This window comes from Microvirga yunnanensis (assembly GCF_025460875.1).
Window position 1 is genome coordinate 30,309 of sequence record NZ_JAMXFI010000001.1, and the last position, 17,431, is coordinate 47,739.

Sequence of the window (17,431 nt, forward strand, 5' to 3'; positions counted from 1 at the left end):
CCATGATGCAGGATGTTCAGACCCGCCAGCAGGCTTTCTTCACTGTAGGTGAATGGGATGGCCGCTCGGTTCATGTCACCCGTCGGGTCTATCAGCGCGCCATTGGCACGGATCCCGATTTCACCGGCTTCGACGGAGCCGATATGCGAGCCTTGGCCCTGGTTGAGGCTTTCGCCAGTGCCGCAGCGGCCCTCCTCCGCTCTGACCCGGAGACAAAGTCCGTCACCTTCTCCCACACAGTTGCCGATCGCGACTGGAATGGAGATCCGGAGAAAATCGAGGATCAGCGCGTTGCGCTCGTCGCCACAATCTCCCGCCGGTCTGTCACCATTGATTTCAACGTTCGCCGCGTCTCCTACGACAAGGCCGACGAGGCCCGCTGGATCGATTTGTGCTCCAAATCCCGCCGGCGCTTTGCCAGGGATGTGTGATCCCCGCGACTATTAACCATCTAATCCGGCGCACGAAATAAGAAGCGTTATTTCTGCATTACACTTCGCGCTTGAGCGGGGTATACACGGATTATGAGCTACCAAGTTTCTTGATTTGCGAATCAACGGAGAAAGCCATGTCTTGGCTTAATCAAATCTCCCTCTGCGGGATCGTGAAGGGCGATATCAGCATTAAATCCTTCGACGGTTCGGGAGGGATGATTGCTGAGTTTACCCTCACGACCAAGGCGTCCTTCACCAAGGGAAAGGGCTCTCAGAAAGCCTCTGTCGTGGAAAAGGACGAGAACCACCGGATCGTGGTCTACTCAAAGGAAATCATCACCGATGAGATCCAGGGCGTTCTCAAAGAGGGCGACTGGGTTACCTTGAGCGGCCGTCTTCAGTATCGCGCGGACAATGAGGGGGATTCTGGATCTCCCTACATCTCCATCAAGCGCGGCAACCACTTCAATCGTTTCAATTTTGCTCCCGCCGACGCGGCGGAAGTGAATCCCGAGCTGGCTGCTCCCAGCGAGCTTGCCGCATGACCCTTCGCCTCGTCTCCTCGACGGATCGAGTTTCCCACCCCTCCAACAAGCCACGTGAAGGTTTCCTAGCTATGGTCCCCCAGCCCAAACCCAATGACTCAGGATCGCGCGTCGTCGTTACCAAAGTGGTCGTCGAGCAATACGCCGTTGAAGGCCAGCAGACGCCAGCCAGCATCATCTCCAGCCTCGAGCGGCAGCTTGGCGACCAGTTCACCCTGAAGCGCATTTCCATAGCCGAGCCATCCGAAGGCGGCCTGATGGGCGCTCACGTCCTGAAAGAGTATGACGCGAACGGCAAGGATCTGGCCCGTCGCAGTGCAGACATCGTCGACCGTGACAACAAGCTGATCGTCCGTTTCCGGTTCGACGGTGAAGAAATTGCCGGAATCGAGTTCAAGGGCAACGGAAGCGCAAAAGCGGTGATTGCGCCGCAGCTCGCAGCGCTTTGGCGTGACGGTTCAATCGAGATTTGAAAGTGGCGGGAACCCAAACCCCAAAAGTTCTGACGGCCGAGGGCCGGATCGTCTTTGTCGATTTCGAGACTAAGACGGTCCACCCGACCACCGATACAGGATCAGCGGACACCGTGATCATCGGAGCACTGACTCCGGAGGGCGCGGTGAACGTGGGCGGCCGGGTTTACCGATTCATCGACATCGCTGGCAAACGTCCTGACGTCGCTGTCAGGGCGGGCCGCCTCATCGCGCTTATCGGCACAGAGGCACGCCACGAGCCCGCCACCCAAAAAGTCGCCGTACGAAGTCCCGAGAGGGCCCTAGAGCCCACCGGAGGTTAGAAGGATGGGTTCCCATGTCTCTCGATCTCGTTTCTGCCAATCCCTTTGATCAGTTTGATCTCGACGAGTCCGAGACCCCGTTCCTGCCTTCAACCCCCGACTATGCTCTGGAGGACGATGTTTTCTCCGAGATCGAAGATCATAGCTCCCTTGGGCATGCTGCGGTCTTCGATGCTGAGGAATCCCGCGTCAAAGCCCTTACCAGCCTCATCGAGATCCAGGAGGCTGCCGTCACCCACGGGATTCATCCCCTTCTGATCCTGGCCGGCGCCGGAACTGGCAAAACGAAGTCCCTTACCTCCCGCATCGGGTTTCTCGTGGGCTCCCAGCGAGTTCAGCCCCATCAGGTCCTGGCTGTTACGTTCACCCGTAAAGCCTCCCAGGAGATGAAACACCGTCTTGCCGCCATGATGGGCCCGGTGGCGAAAGCCATGGACGTCGGCACCTTCCACGCCATTTCGGCTCGCCTCCTCCGGGACAATGCCGATCGCGCCGGGCTGGAGTCCAACTTTTCCGTCCTCGACGCTGACGACCAGAAGAACGTCGTCAAGGATTGCTATGCCAGCCTGTCCTATGGCGAGCACATTGTTCCCCCGGATTCCACCGACTCCCGCCGCCAAGTCGATTATGCGTTCATCCTCGACTGCATCGAGGCCAAGAAAACCGGTCGCGGCTTCCCGCCGAACTTTAACCGCGGCACATTCCTGACGCCTCACGGAATCGAGCAGATGTACCACCGCTATGAGCGTTCCAAAGAGCGCATGAACGCGGTTGATTACAACGATATCCTGATCAAGTGCCGGGACCTTCTGCGCGACGACGAGGCCGTTCGCCGGTACTATCAGACACTCTGGCGTGCCGTCCTGGTCGACGAGTATCAGGACACCAATGACATTCAGCAGGAATGGCTCGACCTGATCACCGACCACGGGCAGGGCTGCTATTTCACCTGCGTCGGAGACGACGACCAATCGGTCTATAGCTTCCGGGGCGCCAACATCGACAACATTCTCAGTTTCGCCGACCGCTACCCAGGTGCCCGGATCATTCGCCTGGAGCAGAACTTCCGCTCGACCCGTGCCATCCTTGATGCCGCGAACCATGTGATCGCCGGAAACGAGAGCCGCCACGGCAAGGCCCTCTTTACCAAGGGGACCCAGGGTAGCCCTGTTCTCGTCCATGAATTCTCGGAAGATCGGGGGGAGGTCTCCTGGATCGTCGACGACATCGAGCGCAAGCTCAAAGCCGGGATCCGCCCGAGCCAGATTGCGATCATCTCCCGCGCCTCCATGGAGCTCAACGGCTTCCAGCCGGCGTTGACCATGCGCCGAGTCCCCTTCACCGTTACGGCAGGGCGCAAGTACAACCAGACTGCGGAGATCAAGACCCTCTCGGCGTATCTCCGCCTGATGCTGAATCGTTGCGACAACGCCGCCTTCGAATATGCGATTGACGCCAAACCCAGAGGGTTCGGCAAGGAGAGCCTCGCGAAGCTGTCGGATACCGCCCGGATCACCGAGCTTCCGATGATCGACATCCTGGCGGACCAGATTCGGAATGGCGCTATCCGCAAGGCCGCCATTGAGAAGGTCAAGGCCTTCATCGAGTTCATCGACGAGATCGGTGACGACTACCGCCTTGGTGTCCCGCTCGACGAAGTAATCCAGAAGGTCATCGCTGAGTGCGGCATCAAAGAACATGTCCAGGAACTCCGCGAGAAGGCCGAGAACCAGTCGGACCGCAAAAAGGCCGATCAGTTCCGCAAGCAGGCTTCGGCCATCGAGGAGCGGGTCGAGCAGTACCTCTTCCATGCCAAGGAGCAGACGAACATCCAGGATTTCGTCGACTCGATGAGTTTGCTGGAGACGGACAGCTCTGTCGATGATGCCGTCTGGCTCGGCACGATTCACGCGGCCAAGGGCCTGGAGTTCGATTATGTCTACCTGGTCGGCTGGGAGGAAGGGATCTTCCCTGTCGTTCGCCCCGATACCGACCTTGAGGAGGAGCGGCGTTTGGCCTATGTGGCGATGACCCGCGCCAAGCTCAGCCTTCTGATCAGCTATGCCAAAAGCCGGATCAATCGAACCAACGACGGATCAGAACGGCGCCCGAACGTCTACATTAACGATATCATCGAAGCCAATCTGTGCACGTTCAAGCAGTTCCATTAGAGCAATGCCCTTGCTTCCTTTCCCGAAGCAGGAGTTGAGGATATGACCTTTTAATTCCCCAGGTAGGAATCCACGATGATGAAGACCCTTTTGACCTTTCTCGCAGCGACCTTCGCTCTGTCCGGCGCTGCTCTGGCTCAGGATTGGCAGGTCCTGACCTACAACAATCTGACCACGCCGTCCGCTGCGCCCCCCGCAATGTTGCAGATCTGGGGTGACCTTATTGCCGACAACAACCGGTATTTCCGCGATGAGTTAAAGGATCCCCGCTTTAAGACCGGCAACGCTCCGGCCGAGTTCCTGTCCCACACTTTCACGGATGGTCAGGAACAGATCACCGTCAGCCTGATCAACATCGCTCGTCGGTGTGATAACGGCGCGAACTCGGCATCGAGCACGGACCTCCACGGGATCTGCCCTCTGCGGGTTGTGGTTACCGGCCCAAGCGGCTCTAAGACCACACGGACTACGGGTTGCTTCCTTGTTGTCCCGCCAGGCGATCCCTCTGGCCTCGACCCGCGCAAGAACGCCACCTACGCCGCCTATGACCCAAAGCAACGGACCGTCACTGTTCGCGCTCTTCGAAACGGCCGTCCACTCAACGGCTGCACCGCGACGGTGAAGATCGGGTAACAACCGAGGCGAAGTAAAAGGCCAATATGGCGAAATAAAAAGCATATCCGGATAGAAAGAGGGCTGACGCCGTGGTAACCCACGATATGGCGTCGGCCCTTTTTTTGTGCAAGGGCCGATGATTTGAGAACGCAACCACGGTATCGGCTGAATGAGAATGAGCGCCCCCTTACGCTGGATTGCCTTCCTGGCGATCCTCATGGTCGGATATGTCGGCTTCATGTCAGAGGCTTGGGCTGGGAAGTCGCAACTCGGTCCCAAGACGAATTACTCGGCCAGCGACATCGCCAACGCCGTTCGCAACTCCAATCTCAATCCGAGCCTGCGGCAGTATGCCGACCAGATGGGCAACCTCGGGATGTTCGAATCCTCAGGTAATGCCGGCATCTATAACGGTAGCTGCTGCACAGGCGTTTTTCAGCTCAACCGCTCCAATTTGGCTGCCGCCGGCTACACGCCCGAGGAATATGCGAACGCAGGCTTAGACGAGCAGGTAAGGGTGTGGGCCAACTTCACCAACCAAGGAGCCAACACTGCCGTCGTGCGCCAGCTTCAACAAATGGGGACCTTCGACGGCCAGCCGGTCGACGGCGCGATGATCATGGCCTGCATTCAGCTTGGTACAGGCAACTGTCAAAGGATGGTTCAGTCCGGCAAATGCTCCGGCTTCTCAGACATCAACGGAACCACGATCTGCGCGATGGCTCAGAAGATGCGGAACGGAGCCTCTACCCCTACCGAGGTTTCCGACCCGTTCCAGAACATCGCGGAGGGAACCGACACCTCCGATCTGTCCTCTCGCCCGGATCTCCAGGTTCAGGAATGCTGGGGCTGCGACGGCGTCGCCCGCGTTGTTGAGATCACCGGCCGCATCGGTCCCGCTCTCATCAACAAGTTCGGCACGGAGGCAGCAAAGCTCATGGGGCTTATCTTCAGCATCGTCTTTGCGCTGCTGATCGCCGGCAGGCTGTTCTGGATCTCCCGGTCGGGCGGATGGAACGACATCTTCTGGCTGGTAATGCGGTTTACCTTCGTGATCACGCTCATTGGAACCGGATCCGTCTACACCGAAATCGTCCGCCCCTATGTTCTCGTGCCGTCCATGTCTCTCGGTGGGGAACTCGGAACAAAGCTGGCCAATGTTGGAAACAACGCCTTCAAGAACAACAAATCCACCGGTGTGTGCCGGTATGATCGGATCAGCGGAACCGATCAGGAAATCATCCGGGCCGGCGAGAGCGTGATCAAGCTGGTTTGCGCTGTCCATCTGACCGTCAACGAAGCAATCAAGAAAGGTTCGGAACCAGCAAGCAAAATCGAAACGGCTGACTCCTCAGCAAGGAGCACAATAGTCAGTTTCGCCCTCTCGATCTTCTTCTTCATCGTCTTTGGGCTTTACTGGCTGGCTCTCTTGCTCTTCGCCTTCCAGATCGTAGAGGCGCTGGTTCGCATGGGCTTTTTCGTGGCCTTCGCTCCCTTCCTTGCGTATGCGTGGGTCTACAAGACCACCCAGAAGACATTCACCAATGCTCTCCGGAGCTTCTTCTACGGTTCAATTCTGCTCGTCATGTCGGGCCTCCTGTCGGCTATCGTGCTCTTCGTTCTCGCCCAGGGAATTGAGAAGGCGGGTAATCCGACCGCTATTTCGATCGGCAGCGCACAGGGAATGGGCAACGCCATCTACTTCCTGATCTATTCCTTTGCTACCGCAACAATGGCCGCTTCGATTATGCGGGCCGCCCCCAGCCTTGCCGCATCGATATCCAGCTACCAGGGCATGGCCGGCGAAAACTCGTTCGCTGCGGGCGCTGTCTCGAGCATCATGCATGGAGCCCGTGTGGCGGCCTCTCTGGGCGGCACAGTTGCCCTCGGCGCTGGAGGCCTGGCAGGCAGGGGAGCCGGGTTTGCCGGTCCCAAGGTCTGGGATTTCCTCAAAGGTGCCGCGAAGAATTCCCTTGGGGGCGCCAAGGGGATTCCGAACATCCCCGGGGCGGCTTCGACCACGCAGACGGTCAGAGCCTTCTCCGCTGGCCCCTAGCCACATCGTTTTATAATCAAGAAGAGCCCTCGGCCGGCTGGCGCGAGGGCTTTTGATTTTTGAATTAGGTTGACAACAACAGGCCCGGGAAACTCTTATGGGGCAGAGATCACTGGTGACTGTTTTGAAATGTTATTGCTGATTAGTGAAGTGTGAAAATCGGGACGCTAGAATCCCCTAAAAGAAAGATCATCACATGTTCATCTTCGCCATCATCCTCGCTTTCCTCGCGCCGTTCTTCTGGCGTGTTTTCTGGAAGAGCTACGACGAGTTCGACGAGCTGGAAGACCGGTTTCTCGCCGGCTTGCCGGAGATCGTCGGACACATCATCGGCGCTCTCGTAGTTGCCGCGCTCCTTGCGCTGGGCCTTTACAAGTTCGCCGAGTTTTCGATCGAGGCTTCCGCTGGCACCGCAATCACGGTCGCGGCCGTGCTCCTGCGGCTTAATCTCGGCACCTTCGAGAGCCGGATCATCAGCAGGATCGTCGCTTCGGTCCATGGCGGAGTGATGGCCCTTAAGGCTCGGAGCATCCGGTAGTATGACCAAAACAAAGGGGGCGGCCCGCCGGCCGCCCCCTTTTCTTATTCGCCCTTCGTGTCCTCGTCTGGCCCCCTAGGTCGCCTCGGTTGTGCGTGGCGTACCAGCCCAACCAGTCTTCTGCGGGCCTCAGGCTCCCGCGCTTGCCAGCACAGCAAGCCAATCAGCCCGAACAGAACTACGACTGAAAGGCCTAAAACAACTCTGATCACCAACTCGCCCCCGGTTGACGTCAAGAACGTGAGGCTCAGGTATCCCACCACCCCGATTACGCCCAACAGGGCCAGTTCAGCGCGGCGGCGGTATTTTCTGTCCCGGGTGCCGGAGGACTCGAACCAGCTCATGGCTTAGGCCCTATGGGTCCGAGAGGTTTCCTCCTCGAGGAGCTTTCGCTCGACATACTGGCAGAGGCTCGGGTAGGTCACCAGAAATCCATCACCCGTGGGCTCCTCACGGCGACAGAGAGCAGGCTTTAGGTTCTGATAGTCTGCCACAGAGCCCCAACACGCGAGGATATAGTCATAGATCCGCCCCTGCTGGATTTCGCGCTCCGAGATCTCGAAGTGGTGGATGAAAGGGGCGCCGTCAGAGTTCCTGAGGAAAATCACGCTGCACTTGGTTTTCGGCTCATCCTGGACGGCTCTAATTTTGGCTACGGCGTTCATCAGCGACAAGGCTCCATGGGAAAGTTTCGACAACTTGGCGGAACTCAACTTCGCAAATCAAGATTTGCAATGCGTTGGAAGGTCGGTATAACTCTTACCATAAAGGTCGGGTTATAAGCACACATAAAAACCCAAAAGGGTTGGTTCCCATGCGCGGCACACCATTTGCGATTGCCAACAGCTTCAAGAGCGCCTCGCTCGCTTTCATCTTCCTGGTTGAGATCGCTGCCCCGTACTTGCCTGACTTCGCGGCAAGATACGTGGTCGGCACGCTTCTCCCGATCAACGAGCGTTATCCCATTCTCCTTGTTCTTGTCGTGATCCTTGCAGCCCTCTTCATCGCAGCCTCCATGAAGGAAGTTCGCTATTGGATGAGGTTCGTCTTCAACGGACTTGTCACGCTGACCGTGATCACTGCACCGATCGTGGTGCTCGCCCGCTTTGTCCCTCTCACTGTTGCTGTTGCCGTCGTAACGGTATTCTTCCTTCTGACTGGGCTTATCATCACCTTCCTCACACCCCGGTCAGATAGCCGACTCGCCTGACGCAGGTCGGCTTCAACACAAGATCTAGCTCAGGACTGAAATGCACATCAGGCTGTCACGCGCTGATATCGACCGCTATTGCCAAGACACCAGAGATTACGAAGACCTCGACCAGCCGGAGCTTTGGCTGTCCCGTAAAGCCCGGAAGATCTTGTTCCATGCTTGTGGAATAAGCCCGAAGCTGCAGGACACATTGGAAGCCTACTATGGTGGGCGGCTCCCGTTCGTCTTGGCAACCGACCCATTCCGCCTTTACGCGGAGATCGACGCCGTCTCCTTCGACAAGGCCGCTCGTCTTTGGCGGAGAACCGCGGAAAGCGCAGACCGGCGCTGCATGCTCCGAGCCGCAATCCTCGAAGCGTTCGATCACTTCGAGCGGGCCGGCCACACCTTCGCTGACAGCCAGACGATTCTTGACCGGATGGCGACGACGTCCGGCGCATCCATGCAGGAGATCGAGTGGGCGTGGCGCCAAGCCCTTGAAACTGGCCTTATCGTAGAGCTAAGCCTGCATGGTATCCGGCGAGCGATGCTCAATCGGGTGTTCTATGAGGAAGCAACCATAGCGAGTGAGGTCAAGCAGCGGCTTGGAACGATACCCTTCTCGGTCACGGCTGCGGATGTAATCCGCCACGCTACGCGTCTGGGTATCCCGCAGATCGACGACAGCCAGGTCAAGGCCGTCATAGCCGCCTGCACTCACCGTACCACGATCATCTCCGGCGGACCGGGAACCGGGAAGACGACCATCATCAAGATCATTGCATCGATCCTGATGGAGGCAGACCAAGCCCTTGTCCCTCTATGCCTCTCCCTTCCCGCCCGGATCGCCAGGACGATCCACGAGAAAACCGGTTTGGCCGCAGACACGCTCCACAACCGGCTCGAGTACATCGATGGCACGTTTGGACGAAACAAAGACAACCCACTCGATGAAGGGCTCATCTTCTTGGAGGAGGCCTTCATGGTCGGGAACTCCCTCGTCCTTGCCCTCCTCCGTGCGCTGCGCCCATCGGCGAGGCTCGTTATCATTGGCGATGCGGAGCAAATCGCACCGATTGGCCGAGGCAAACCGATTGAAGCCCTCCTTGCTTCGGGGGCGGTCCCCTCCGTCATCCTAAACACGAATCATCGCTCGGGAGCAGGATCTACGATCCCCAGCTCAGGTAAGCGGGTCATGAAGGGGCTTATGCCCATGGTCGGCCCCGACATCCTCTATACCCAGACGATAGGGCCCAAGGACACGCTGTTGGCTGTGACCAAGGCCTGGCACGCGGCCAAAAACGCAGTGGGCGTAGACAATGTCCAGGTGCTCACCGCCCGTCATGAAGGCCCAGTTGGGACAAAGGCGATCAATGACGCTATCACCGGCCGGAGGGAATTCGCCGTCGGGGACCGGGTCATGCAGCTAAAGAACGATCGTGATCAGGACTTCTTCAATGGTGAAACCGGAACTATCGCGGACATCAGTGAAGGCACCATAAGTGTGGTAACCGATGCAGGAGTTGTGGCCGAATTCGACCTTAGGGCCACAGGCACCCTGTCCAAGGCCTACTGCATCACCTTCCACAAGTCGCAAGGCTTAGAATTCCATACCTCTATCGTTGTTGCGGATCCGGGCAATGCGAACATGCTTGACCGCAATATGCTCAACGTCGGGATCACCCGAGCGCGCCAAAAGTGCGTCATCATCGATGAACGAAACCAGTTGCGCGTCGCCCTGTCCAAGTCATCCAGCGCCAAACGCCGGACGCTTCTCGCGCCCCTTATGGCGACCTCTCCTCAGGTTCACCGTCTCGGAACCTGATGTTTAATTCGGATTTCTGTGGTATATAGCGGCCTCCAGTGACTAGGAGCGCCTGCGATGGACGATGACAGCCTCGAAGACCAGATCAACCAGACCAGGCACAATCTCCCTGTGCGGCTTTCCGAAATCTATGGTGACTGGTCCCATGGCTGGACTACTGGACCAAGCCTTCGAACGGCGACAGTGGAGGCCGCAGGCGACGACAAGTCCAAGGAAGCGCGCGACAAGCCCGAGGTAAACGATCGTCAACGGGAGCAGTCGCGCCCGAACCACACCCTTGCGAACCAGGCGCGCAAGGTCGGAAGGTCTTTGAAGAATGCGGCGCTCTCTGCAAATGACCCTGGGCGCGAAAACCTGAACTCCGCTTCCCAGGAACTGAACACGGAAGCTGCGGATATCGCCTTTGCAGGAACTGCTGGGCTCATCCGAGGGCTGAAGGCGGGATACGCCTCGCACAAGAAGCATGCGGAAAGGTCCCAAAAGGGAAAGGAGGGCGAGATTGTCTCCGCCGATCCCGCAGCAATCGACGCCTTCATCGCGAGTTTGCCCCCTCCGCCAAAAGCAATCGCTCCGCCCCTTAGGCAGCTTCCCGCTCCGGGCCGCTACTCCGGAGCCGAAAGGGATTGATCATGCTGATGGATCGCCAAACTGTTTCAGATGCTGCTCTTGGACTTGTCTCCCAGGGCGTAGGGTCAGCCACGGATTGGGCTGCCGACAAAATCTCATCAAAGGTTGCCGCTCGCTTTGCCGCAAAAGCCGGTTCACGAATGATCCCGGGGATCGGAACCGCTCTCTTGGCCTACGATGCCGTTGACCTTGGCCTCTATGCGATCACCGGGAAGTCTCTGTCCGACCGTATCGGCGAGACTTCCGTCGGCCAGACAATCGGCTCAGCCGTCTCCAGTGCCGGAACAAGCATCTTCGGCGCAGCCGGAAAGCTCTTCGACAACATGGGATTCGCTTCGGCCGGCAACTATGTCCGTCAGGAGGCCTCCTCCTATTTCTTTGGAGCGGAGGTTCCAAATCCATCTCCAGCTGGACGCGCAGCAGCCGTCTCTCAGGATAAGGCTCAGGTAAACGTCCTCAAGGACTATCTCCCGTTCGGCACAAAGCAAAATCCCCGGAGCGTCATCGATCAGGCTCTCAAATTGTTCGGATCGGCAGAGCGCATGGATGATTCATCTATGCCTGCACTCGGCAGAAGGAGAGGTCGAGACTTCGGTCTCGAATAGACGAGGTCCAGGGGCACAAATGACAGAGGATGTGCTCTCGATGATGAACTATCTCTCCCCTCCCCAAGATGGCCGGTCCCAGCCGGCCATTTTCGTTGATAGGCCCACCTCAGTCTTCTTGGGTGAGAAACGGGCCACGAAGGATAACGGCGACGGACTGTTCTCGTTTACCGTTGCGGTTCGGCCGGCTGACATTCCCGACGACCTGAAGTTCGCTCCCGCACGCAGCAACTTTAGGCTCGCCGTCGCGGTGATCACTGATACTGGTCCGCTCATGGGCGCAACGAAAGCCCAGCGGCTGCCAATCAGTGATCTCGGAAACGGTTTGGTCTCCCTTGCGTTCGCAGTTCTTCCGAATTCTCTTGCCAACGAGATCCTCTATTCGAAAAGAGGAACGCAAATCAGGATATCAGCCCAGCCCGATCCGACCGACGACGTCGACCATACTGGTTACGCCCCTGAACAGCGCCGGAAAACAATGCAGAGGATTGTTCTCCTCTGCAAAGAGGACGAGTTTCGCCACTGGCTTGGGAAGCACCACGACCCGGCCGGCCTGATTGAGAAAGCCTCCCGCTCACCAGACCTGTCCGAGCAGGCCGCGGCGGAAGCCATCCTGAGGAGAATAGGCGCTCATAGCCGAGCCGAAATCCTGAGAAACGCCATCGTTTGTGAACGTGCCGAATTGTTAATTCGCCTTTGGAGAGAAACCCGCTTCGATCCTATCCCAATTTCCTTTGGCATAGCGGCCTGATCCGGCCTGCAAACGCTTGAATTGTTGCGCGTAAAAGTTCATTTTTGACATCAACGATTTACGATTTGAGTTTGTTGATGGCTGACGACGCCGAACTGAAAAAGTTAATATCAGGCGCAGCCGAGAAGGTGCTGGAGCTTGTGCAGAATAAGCATGAGCTGCAGCATACGATGCTGATGCTTGATCCCCAGGACGTGATCCGCTCGATCAGCGTTGCATCTGACCTCGTTGAGGAGATCACCTCCAGCTGTGACGATGAGGATACCGTCAACGAGTACCTCCGCGACAGCTACGCATCGATCCTGCGGGTTCACAAGGCAACGTCCTATGCCATAGTGACACCGGCATACTTCGAGGACCCGAAAACCAGCGCCAGCGAGCTCGTTGTCGTTCTCGGTGCCTATACGGATAGCAGCAGCGTTACTGGTTACTTCCCAGTCAGGCAGGAAGGCTCCACTCATAAGGTCGAGCCGTTTGTCGCTGATGCCGAAGTGGAGAAGATCTTCCATTTCAAAGGTCTTCTCGCGCCCATCACGGTTCACTGAATTAGCCATGGCAACCAGTAAGCCAGATTGGTGGCAAACCCCAAAACCAGACACTCTGAGATCACCTGTGAACGGGCTAAAACTCAAGCCCGAACCCAGATGGCAGGACCAATAAAGCCATGCGCAGTTATCTCCCACCCGGAACGCAAGCCGGGCCCATCAGCCCCCAACTCCCGACATCTTCCTGGAATGGCCTTGCCATTATCGGGGAGGCCCCTGGGCGCCAGGAGATCATCAATGGCGTCCCATTCACTGGACCGGCCGGCGATCTGCTCAATAAGGTCCTCGAGCGTGTCGGTATCAACCGCGACGAGACACTCATCACGAATTGCTTCGCTCACCAGCCGGCGTGGAGTGCCAATCAGGACGGCAAGCGTCGTAACAACGATATTCTGAATTTCTTCACCCTCGACCAGACGATCGCCAACCCCAACCTGCCTTCCTATCGCGGCCGCTATCTGCTTGAGGATCTTGCGGCAGATCTACGAGCTACCTGGCGCCTTCTGCGTGAGATGAAGCCGAAGGCGATCTTGGCGATGGGCTCAACAGCGCTTTGGGGCATCGCCCATTTGGAAGGCCTGACAGAGAACCGCGGCCAGACCCTGAGCACACGCGCCTGCGATGCTCCGCTCATTCCGACATTTCATCCGGCCTTCGTTCTTCACCGCAAGGACGACGCTCTGATCGACAGGATCGAAGAGGATATGAGGAAAGTGCTTCCTCTCCTCTGACGTAAGCAGAAGATCCAAACCTAAAACCCCAGAAATCATTGGCTGCTGCCTTAACCCGTTGAGGATTCTCAATGTCCGGGAACAATCCTGCCTATTCTCGCTACGCCGCAAATGCTGCCGCACTCGCACTACTCGCGGAAGAAACAAGCAATTACGCCGACATCGACAACCATATGTCGGATCTGTCCGCCAACAATGACAACGACTTAGCGGGGACCGGCACCCAAAAGCCGCAATTCGACAACCATAAACACCAACAAAGTGCACTCGATGCACTTGTAGGGGGCCTAATTTTAGATAGTTTCGCTGGAGGTGGCGGAGCATCTACCGGGATTGCAATGGCGCTTGGACGCCAGCCTGACGTCGCTATCAACCACGATGGCGAAGCCCTCTCAATGCATGAGGCCAACCATCCTGAAACGATCCACGTTCGCCATGACATTTGGCGTGTCGATCCGCGCAAATATACGAATGGTCGGCCCGTCGGTCTAGGGTGGTTCAGCCCAGATTGCCGGAGCCACAGCCGCGCGGCAGGCGGCAAGCCAAAAGCTAAGAATATCCGTGACTTAGCATGGGTTGTTGTGCGCTGGGCGAAGGTCGTTCGGCCCAAAGTAATCCTTCTTGAGAACGTCGAAGAATTTGCCGAATGGGGTCCGCTGACGCCCGAAGGAATGCCTTGCCCGAAGCGCAAAGGCCAGACTTTTGCGGAGTGGGTCTCCAAGCTCGAACGCTTGGGTTATCGCGTCGAAAAGAAAGAGCTCCGCGCATGCGATTTTGGAGATCCAACGATCCGCAAGCGTCTCTTCATGGTCGCACGCTGCGACGGTAAGCCCATCGTGTGGCCGGTTCCGACGCATGGTGACCCCAAGAGTGCCGACGTGCAATCCGGCAAGCTCCTGCCCTGGCGCACGGCCGCCGAAATCATCGACTGGGAACGTCCCTGCCCGTCGATATTCATGTCGAAGTCTGAAGCACTGCGCTTCAAGGCTGAGACTGGCATTCAGACGAAGCGTCCGCTGGAACGTGCCACCCTAGCTCGCATAGCGAAAGGGGTGCGCAGATACGTGATTGATGCCAAGGAACCGTTTCTGGTCTCCCTCACACACCAGGGCGGAGATCGGTCGGAGAGCATCAGCGACCCTATCCGCACAATCACCGCGGCCAATCGCGGCGAGAAGGCACTCGTACAGCCCTTCATGACGAAGTTCCGCCAGGGCGCCGTCGGATCCGCTGCGAACGACCCGCTACCGACAGTCACCGCCAATAGCTTCGAAAAGCGTCCTGGGTGTGGCGTTCCGATGGGGCTCGTCGCGCCGGTCATGACCTATGCTCAGCAGGGCGGCCTCAATCGGTCCCCTCAAAAGCCTCTGCATACGATCACTGCAAGCCGGAAGGATCAGAACGCCGTCATCGCTCCTTATCTGGTGCCCCGCTATGGCGAGCGCGCTGGCCAGGAGCCCCGCACCTACCCGATTGACCGCCCCACCCCGACGATCGTTCCCGATGCGAATGGAGGCTCGCTAGCAGCCGTATCGATGATCCGGCATTTTGGCGCGTCTATCGGATCAGCTGCTGATGAGCCTGTTGGCGCGGCGACAGCCGGCGGCGGCGGCAAGACTGGCATGGTCGCCACGTTCCTCGCGCAGAACAACACCGGCGTGATCGGCCACTCGGCTGACGAGCCCCTCTCAACAATCGTTGGCAAGGGCTGCACCCAGAGCGTCGTGGCCGCTCATCTGACCAAGTTCCAGGAGAACAGCATTGGCCAGATGCCGGACGAGCCGATCCACACGGTTATGGCGGGAGCCCCACGTCATGGCGTAGTCGAGACCCACATGGTCACGGCACCGCATGTGATCAACATGAAGGGCTCGGACATGCGGTCCTCGACCGCAACTGATCCGATGCCGACGGCAACTGCACAGGGCAACCACATCGGGACTGTGGGAGCGTCCCTCGTCGCCTATTACGGCTCTGACCAGGACACCCCGGTCAGCGATCCGATTCACACGATCACAACTCGCGATCGCTTCGGCCTCGCCGATGTGAAAGGCGGCCTACCGCCGCTCGCTCCCGAGCTCTTAGAGAAGGCTCGCAAAGTTGCCGATTTCCTGCGGGAGTTCGGCTGCTGGGATGATCGCGAGATCGTGACGGTGGGCGCATACGTCGTGGTAGATATCGGACTCCGCATGCTGACCCCTCGCGAACTTGCCCGTGGTCAGGGTTTCCCGGATGACTACATCCTGGAGGCCGTGCACGATGGTAAGCCACTCACGCGTACTTCGCAAACCCGCATGATTGGCAACTCGGTTTGCCCTGGTGTTGCCAAGGCTCTCGTGCACGCGAACGTCGTGGTCGCGTCGATGATCAAGGAGCCACCGCCGGTCTATCGCGCATGGGGTGCCCAGCTCAAAGCTCGATTGCAGGCACGCGAGCAGCAGGCCAGCATTGAACAGATGTCGTTGTTCGGTGAGGCGGCCTAAGGCCGCCTCATCACACTTCAGGGTCCAACATGATTGATGAAGGCGCCAGGGTAACTGCCATCGAAGCGTACTGTCTCGGCAAGCTTATCAGTGAGGCTGGTGAGCTTGGGCAAGTCGCCGGGAATGCCCTCTGCTTCGGGATCGACACACCTGACCACGGCAAAGCCGCTCGCGTGCGGATCGAAGAAGAACTCGGCGATTTGCACGCGGCGATGACGTTCGCAGCCTGCCATGGGATTATCCGCAGTCATGCTGTGGCTCATCACTCGATCCGCAAGCTCCAGAAGCTGCTCGATCCCAGGCAAAAGGATAATCTCGGCCGCCCACTCGCTCCCCAACCCGAAAACACCTCAGCAAGTCCCATCCCTCCGCTCTTTGACCCGCGCGTTCCAAAGAAAGAGGCTGCGGAGGAGCCCTTGATGGTCTCTGGCCAGGTGGCTGACGCCATCCGCACGCTTACGGAACACAGCCAGGTAACGGTCGATATCATGCTCCGCCGTCTCCTGAAGCTCGGCCCGGCGGTCTGCTTTGCGCAAGACGGCTCCGTGGGATACCGGGATCCTGGTACTGGACTGACGCTTCCTGAAGGATTCGAGATCTTTCGTGTCTGGCAGGGTAAGACCTACCGGGCGAAGGCCAAAGGGGGCCAGTGGGTCACGCCTGAAGGACAGCGGTTCGATAATCTCAATCGCTTGAACGCGAGCCTCGGGAAACCCAACCCGGAGAATGCATGGATCGTCTGGTATTTTCTGGACGGACAGGGACAGCGTCAACTCCTAAACAGCATCCGCCCTCTTCCGAAGCCTCGCAACCGCCGTCCCCGAACACGCCAAGCGAACTCATAAATCGCTTCCCAGTCAATCGAGATCAGGCCTGCAGTGAAAGCTGCGGGCCTTTCTTGTTCGAGCCCAGTTTCCCTTAAACCCCAATATTCAAAGGATCAGGTGTGAGCAATCCTGTCATTGAGGTCTCCGAGGACCTCCGCGATAAACTGCTTTTTCTGCTGAACGACCATCAGAGCGACGAGGTTCAGCAGTTCATCGACAAGCTCCGCAAGGACAGCCTACGGGACTTCAAAGGGTTTATAGCCGGAGTTTCCAATCTCCCTGATCTCTCCCCTGTCAATCGGGCCCTCCAGGCAACTTGGTGGTTCATCGAAAACGTGCGTGAAGACGACTGGCGCCGGAACGAGATCTACTTTGAACTCCGCAGCCTCGTCCGCCAGGTGTCCTCTCAAGAACTATCGGCACCCGAGAGTAAACCCTCCACGTACATCCGGTTCGAAACCGGCCGCGAAGATCGGTTCAGCGAGAACCACGGTCCCTTCGAATTCGTCCAGGCAACGAATGGGACAATCCGGGTCGGCTCCGACGGCGAGCGAGAAATCGCCCAGTTCGTAGATGGGCTCTGGCACACCACCGATGACGGTCAGACTTGGTCTGATTTTGTGATCTTCACCGAGAACAAGCCCAATGCCTGAGACCCGCAAACGTTTTCAGCAGGGTATGCGCGTCCGG

The 17,431-nt window shown here is 58.0% G+C and carries 19 protein-coding genes; 18 read left to right on the top strand and 1 reads right to left on the bottom strand.

From position 1 onward, the window contains the following. Nucleotides 1-2: 2 nt before the first annotated feature. The 8 genes from NF876_RS00135 to NF876_RS00170 all read left to right on the top strand — a co-directional run bounded on the left by NF876_RS00135 (nucleotide 3) and on the right by NF876_RS00170 (nucleotide 7,155). The gene (locus tag NF876_RS00135) at nucleotides 3-431 is read left to right on the top strand and encodes a hypothetical protein (protein WP_262266990.1); all 429 of its coding nucleotides are present in this window, start codon (nucleotides 3-5) and stop codon (nucleotides 429-431) included. A gap of 137 nt (nucleotides 432-568) precedes the next feature. After that, a complete protein-coding gene (locus NF876_RS00140; protein WP_262266991.1) occupies nucleotides 569-979 on the top strand; it encodes a single-stranded DNA-binding protein in 411 nt (136 codons plus the stop codon). Further along, nucleotides 976-1,452, top strand: coding sequence for a hypothetical protein (locus NF876_RS00145; protein WP_262266992.1), 477 nt, complete (start codon nucleotides 976-978; stop codon nucleotides 1,450-1,452). The genes NF876_RS00140 and NF876_RS00145 overlap by 4 nt, the downstream gene beginning before the upstream one ends. Nucleotides 1,453-1,454: 2 nt before the next feature. Further along, complete coding sequence (locus NF876_RS00150; protein ID WP_262266993.1) at nucleotides 1,455-1,775, top strand: hypothetical protein; 321 nt, start codon at nucleotides 1,455-1,457, stop codon at nucleotides 1,773-1,775. 14 nt (nucleotides 1,776-1,789) lie between these two features. Further along, the gene (locus NF876_RS00155; RefSeq protein WP_262266994.1) at nucleotides 1,790-3,946 is read left to right on the top strand and encodes an ATP-dependent helicase; all 2,157 of its coding nucleotides are present in this window, start codon (nucleotides 1,790-1,792) and stop codon (nucleotides 3,944-3,946) included. Nucleotides 3,947-4,021: 75 nt separating this feature from the next. After that, nucleotides 4,022-4,579: a hypothetical protein gene (locus tag NF876_RS00160; RefSeq protein ID WP_262266995.1), complete on the top strand. Its 558-nt coding sequence runs from the start codon at nucleotides 4,022-4,024 to the stop codon at nucleotides 4,577-4,579. Between the two features lie 157 nt (nucleotides 4,580-4,736). Beyond that, complete coding sequence (locus tag NF876_RS00165; RefSeq protein ID WP_262266996.1) at nucleotides 4,737-6,617, top strand: hypothetical protein; 1,881 nt, start codon at nucleotides 4,737-4,739, stop codon at nucleotides 6,615-6,617. Nucleotides 6,618-6,813: 196 nt separating this feature from the next. Continuing rightward, nucleotides 6,814-7,155 (top strand): hypothetical protein, encoded by a 342-nt coding sequence (locus NF876_RS00170; RefSeq protein WP_262266997.1) that lies wholly within the window; start codon nucleotides 6,814-6,816, stop codon nucleotides 7,153-7,155. 347 nt (nucleotides 7,156-7,502) lie between these two features. On the opposite strand, the gene NF876_RS00175 is transcribed toward NF876_RS00170, so the two are convergent. Continuing rightward, on the bottom strand, nucleotides 7,503-7,820 hold the full coding sequence (locus tag NF876_RS00175; RefSeq protein WP_203447121.1) for a hypothetical protein: 318 nt from the start codon (nucleotides 7,818-7,820) through the stop codon (nucleotides 7,503-7,505). A gap of 149 nt (nucleotides 7,821-7,969) precedes the next feature. On the opposite strand from NF876_RS00175, the gene NF876_RS00180 reads away from it, so the two are divergent. From NF876_RS00180 to NF876_RS00225, 10 genes are all read left to right on the top strand, one after another. After that, nucleotides 7,970-8,365, top strand: coding sequence for a hypothetical protein (locus tag NF876_RS00180; protein WP_262266998.1), 396 nt, complete (start codon nucleotides 7,970-7,972; stop codon nucleotides 8,363-8,365). A 40-nt stretch (nucleotides 8,366-8,405) separates the two neighbouring features. Further along, nucleotides 8,406-10,172: an AAA family ATPase gene (locus NF876_RS00185; protein ID WP_262266999.1), complete on the top strand. Its 1,767-nt coding sequence runs from the start codon at nucleotides 8,406-8,408 to the stop codon at nucleotides 10,170-10,172. 57 nt (nucleotides 10,173-10,229) lie between these two features. Next, the gene (locus tag NF876_RS00190; protein WP_262267000.1) at nucleotides 10,230-10,799 is read left to right on the top strand and encodes a hypothetical protein; all 570 of its coding nucleotides are present in this window, start codon (nucleotides 10,230-10,232) and stop codon (nucleotides 10,797-10,799) included. Further along, nucleotides 10,796-11,404, top strand: a complete 609-nt coding sequence (locus tag NF876_RS00195; protein WP_262267001.1) for a hypothetical protein — start codon at nucleotides 10,796-10,798, stop codon at nucleotides 11,402-11,404. The genes NF876_RS00190 and NF876_RS00195 overlap by 4 nt, the downstream gene beginning before the upstream one ends. A gap of 40 nt (nucleotides 11,405-11,444) precedes the next feature. Then, a complete protein-coding gene (locus NF876_RS00200) occupies nucleotides 11,445-12,155 on the top strand; it encodes a hypothetical protein (protein WP_262267002.1) in 711 nt (236 codons plus the stop codon). 77 nt (nucleotides 12,156-12,232) lie between these two features. Further along, on the top strand, nucleotides 12,233-12,700 hold the full coding sequence (locus NF876_RS00205; RefSeq protein WP_262267003.1) for a hypothetical protein: 468 nt from the start codon (nucleotides 12,233-12,235) through the stop codon (nucleotides 12,698-12,700). Nucleotides 12,701-12,819: 119 nt separating this feature from the next. Beyond that, the gene (locus NF876_RS00210) at nucleotides 12,820-13,431 is read left to right on the top strand and encodes a uracil-DNA glycosylase family protein (protein WP_262267004.1); all 612 of its coding nucleotides are present in this window, start codon (nucleotides 12,820-12,822) and stop codon (nucleotides 13,429-13,431) included. A 71-nt stretch (nucleotides 13,432-13,502) separates the two neighbouring features. Beyond that, a complete protein-coding gene (locus NF876_RS00215; protein ID WP_262267005.1) occupies nucleotides 13,503-15,914 on the top strand; it encodes a DNA cytosine methyltransferase in 2,412 nt (803 codons plus the stop codon). Between the two features lie 29 nt (nucleotides 15,915-15,943). Continuing rightward, a complete protein-coding gene (locus NF876_RS00220; RefSeq protein WP_262267006.1) occupies nucleotides 15,944-16,759 on the top strand; it encodes a hypothetical protein in 816 nt (271 codons plus the stop codon). Between the two features lie 101 nt (nucleotides 16,760-16,860). Then, nucleotides 16,861-17,394 carry a hypothetical protein gene (locus NF876_RS00225; RefSeq protein WP_262267007.1) on the top strand — a complete coding sequence of 178 codons (534 nt, stop codon included), beginning with the start codon at nucleotides 16,861-16,863 and terminating at the stop codon, nucleotides 17,392-17,394. The last annotated feature ends 37 nt before the right edge of the window (nucleotides 17,395-17,431 follow it).

Excerpts from the sequence above, each read along its gene's own strand:
- NF876_RS00200 (WP_262267002.1), top strand. The coding sequence starts at position 11,445 with ATGATGAACTATCTCTCCCCTCCCCAAGATGGCCGGTCCCAGCCGGCC.
- NF876_RS00180 (WP_262266998.1), top strand. The coding sequence starts at position 7,970 with ATGCGCGGCACACCATTTGCGATTGCCAACAGCTTCAAGAGCGCCTCG.
- NF876_RS00190 (WP_262267000.1), top strand. The coding sequence starts at position 10,230 with ATGGACGATGACAGCCTCGAAGACCAGATCAACCAGACCAGGCACAAT.
- NF876_RS00205 (WP_262267003.1), top strand. The coding sequence starts at position 12,233 with ATGGCTGACGACGCCGAACTGAAAAAGTTAATATCAGGCGCAGCCGAG.
- NF876_RS00175 (WP_203447121.1), bottom strand. The coding sequence starts at position 7,820 with ATGAACGCCGTAGCCAAAATTAGAGCCGTCCAGGATGAGCCGAAAACC.
- NF876_RS00135 (WP_262266990.1), top strand. The coding sequence starts at position 3 with ATGATGCAGGATGTTCAGACCCGCCAGCAGGCTTTCTTCACTGTAGGT.
- NF876_RS00155 (WP_262266994.1), top strand. The coding sequence starts at position 1,790 with ATGTCTCTCGATCTCGTTTCTGCCAATCCCTTTGATCAGTTTGATCTC.
- NF876_RS00185 (WP_262266999.1), top strand. The coding sequence starts at position 8,406 with ATGCACATCAGGCTGTCACGCGCTGATATCGACCGCTATTGCCAAGAC.
- NF876_RS00215 (WP_262267005.1), top strand. The coding sequence starts at position 13,503 with ATGTCCGGGAACAATCCTGCCTATTCTCGCTACGCCGCAAATGCTGCC.
- NF876_RS00165 (WP_262266996.1), top strand. The coding sequence starts at position 4,737 with ATGAGCGCCCCCTTACGCTGGATTGCCTTCCTGGCGATCCTCATGGTC.
- NF876_RS00145 (WP_262266992.1), top strand. The coding sequence starts at position 976 with ATGACCCTTCGCCTCGTCTCCTCGACGGATCGAGTTTCCCACCCCTCC.
- NF876_RS00170 (WP_262266997.1), top strand. The coding sequence starts at position 6,814 with ATGTTCATCTTCGCCATCATCCTCGCTTTCCTCGCGCCGTTCTTCTGG.
- NF876_RS00210 (WP_262267004.1), top strand. The coding sequence starts at position 12,820 with ATGCGCAGTTATCTCCCACCCGGAACGCAAGCCGGGCCCATCAGCCCC.
- NF876_RS00220 (WP_262267006.1), top strand. The coding sequence starts at position 15,944 with ATGATTGATGAAGGCGCCAGGGTAACTGCCATCGAAGCGTACTGTCTC.
- NF876_RS00140 (WP_262266991.1), top strand. The coding sequence starts at position 569 with ATGTCTTGGCTTAATCAAATCTCCCTCTGCGGGATCGTGAAGGGCGAT.
- NF876_RS00160 (WP_262266995.1), top strand. The coding sequence starts at position 4,022 with ATGATGAAGACCCTTTTGACCTTTCTCGCAGCGACCTTCGCTCTGTCC.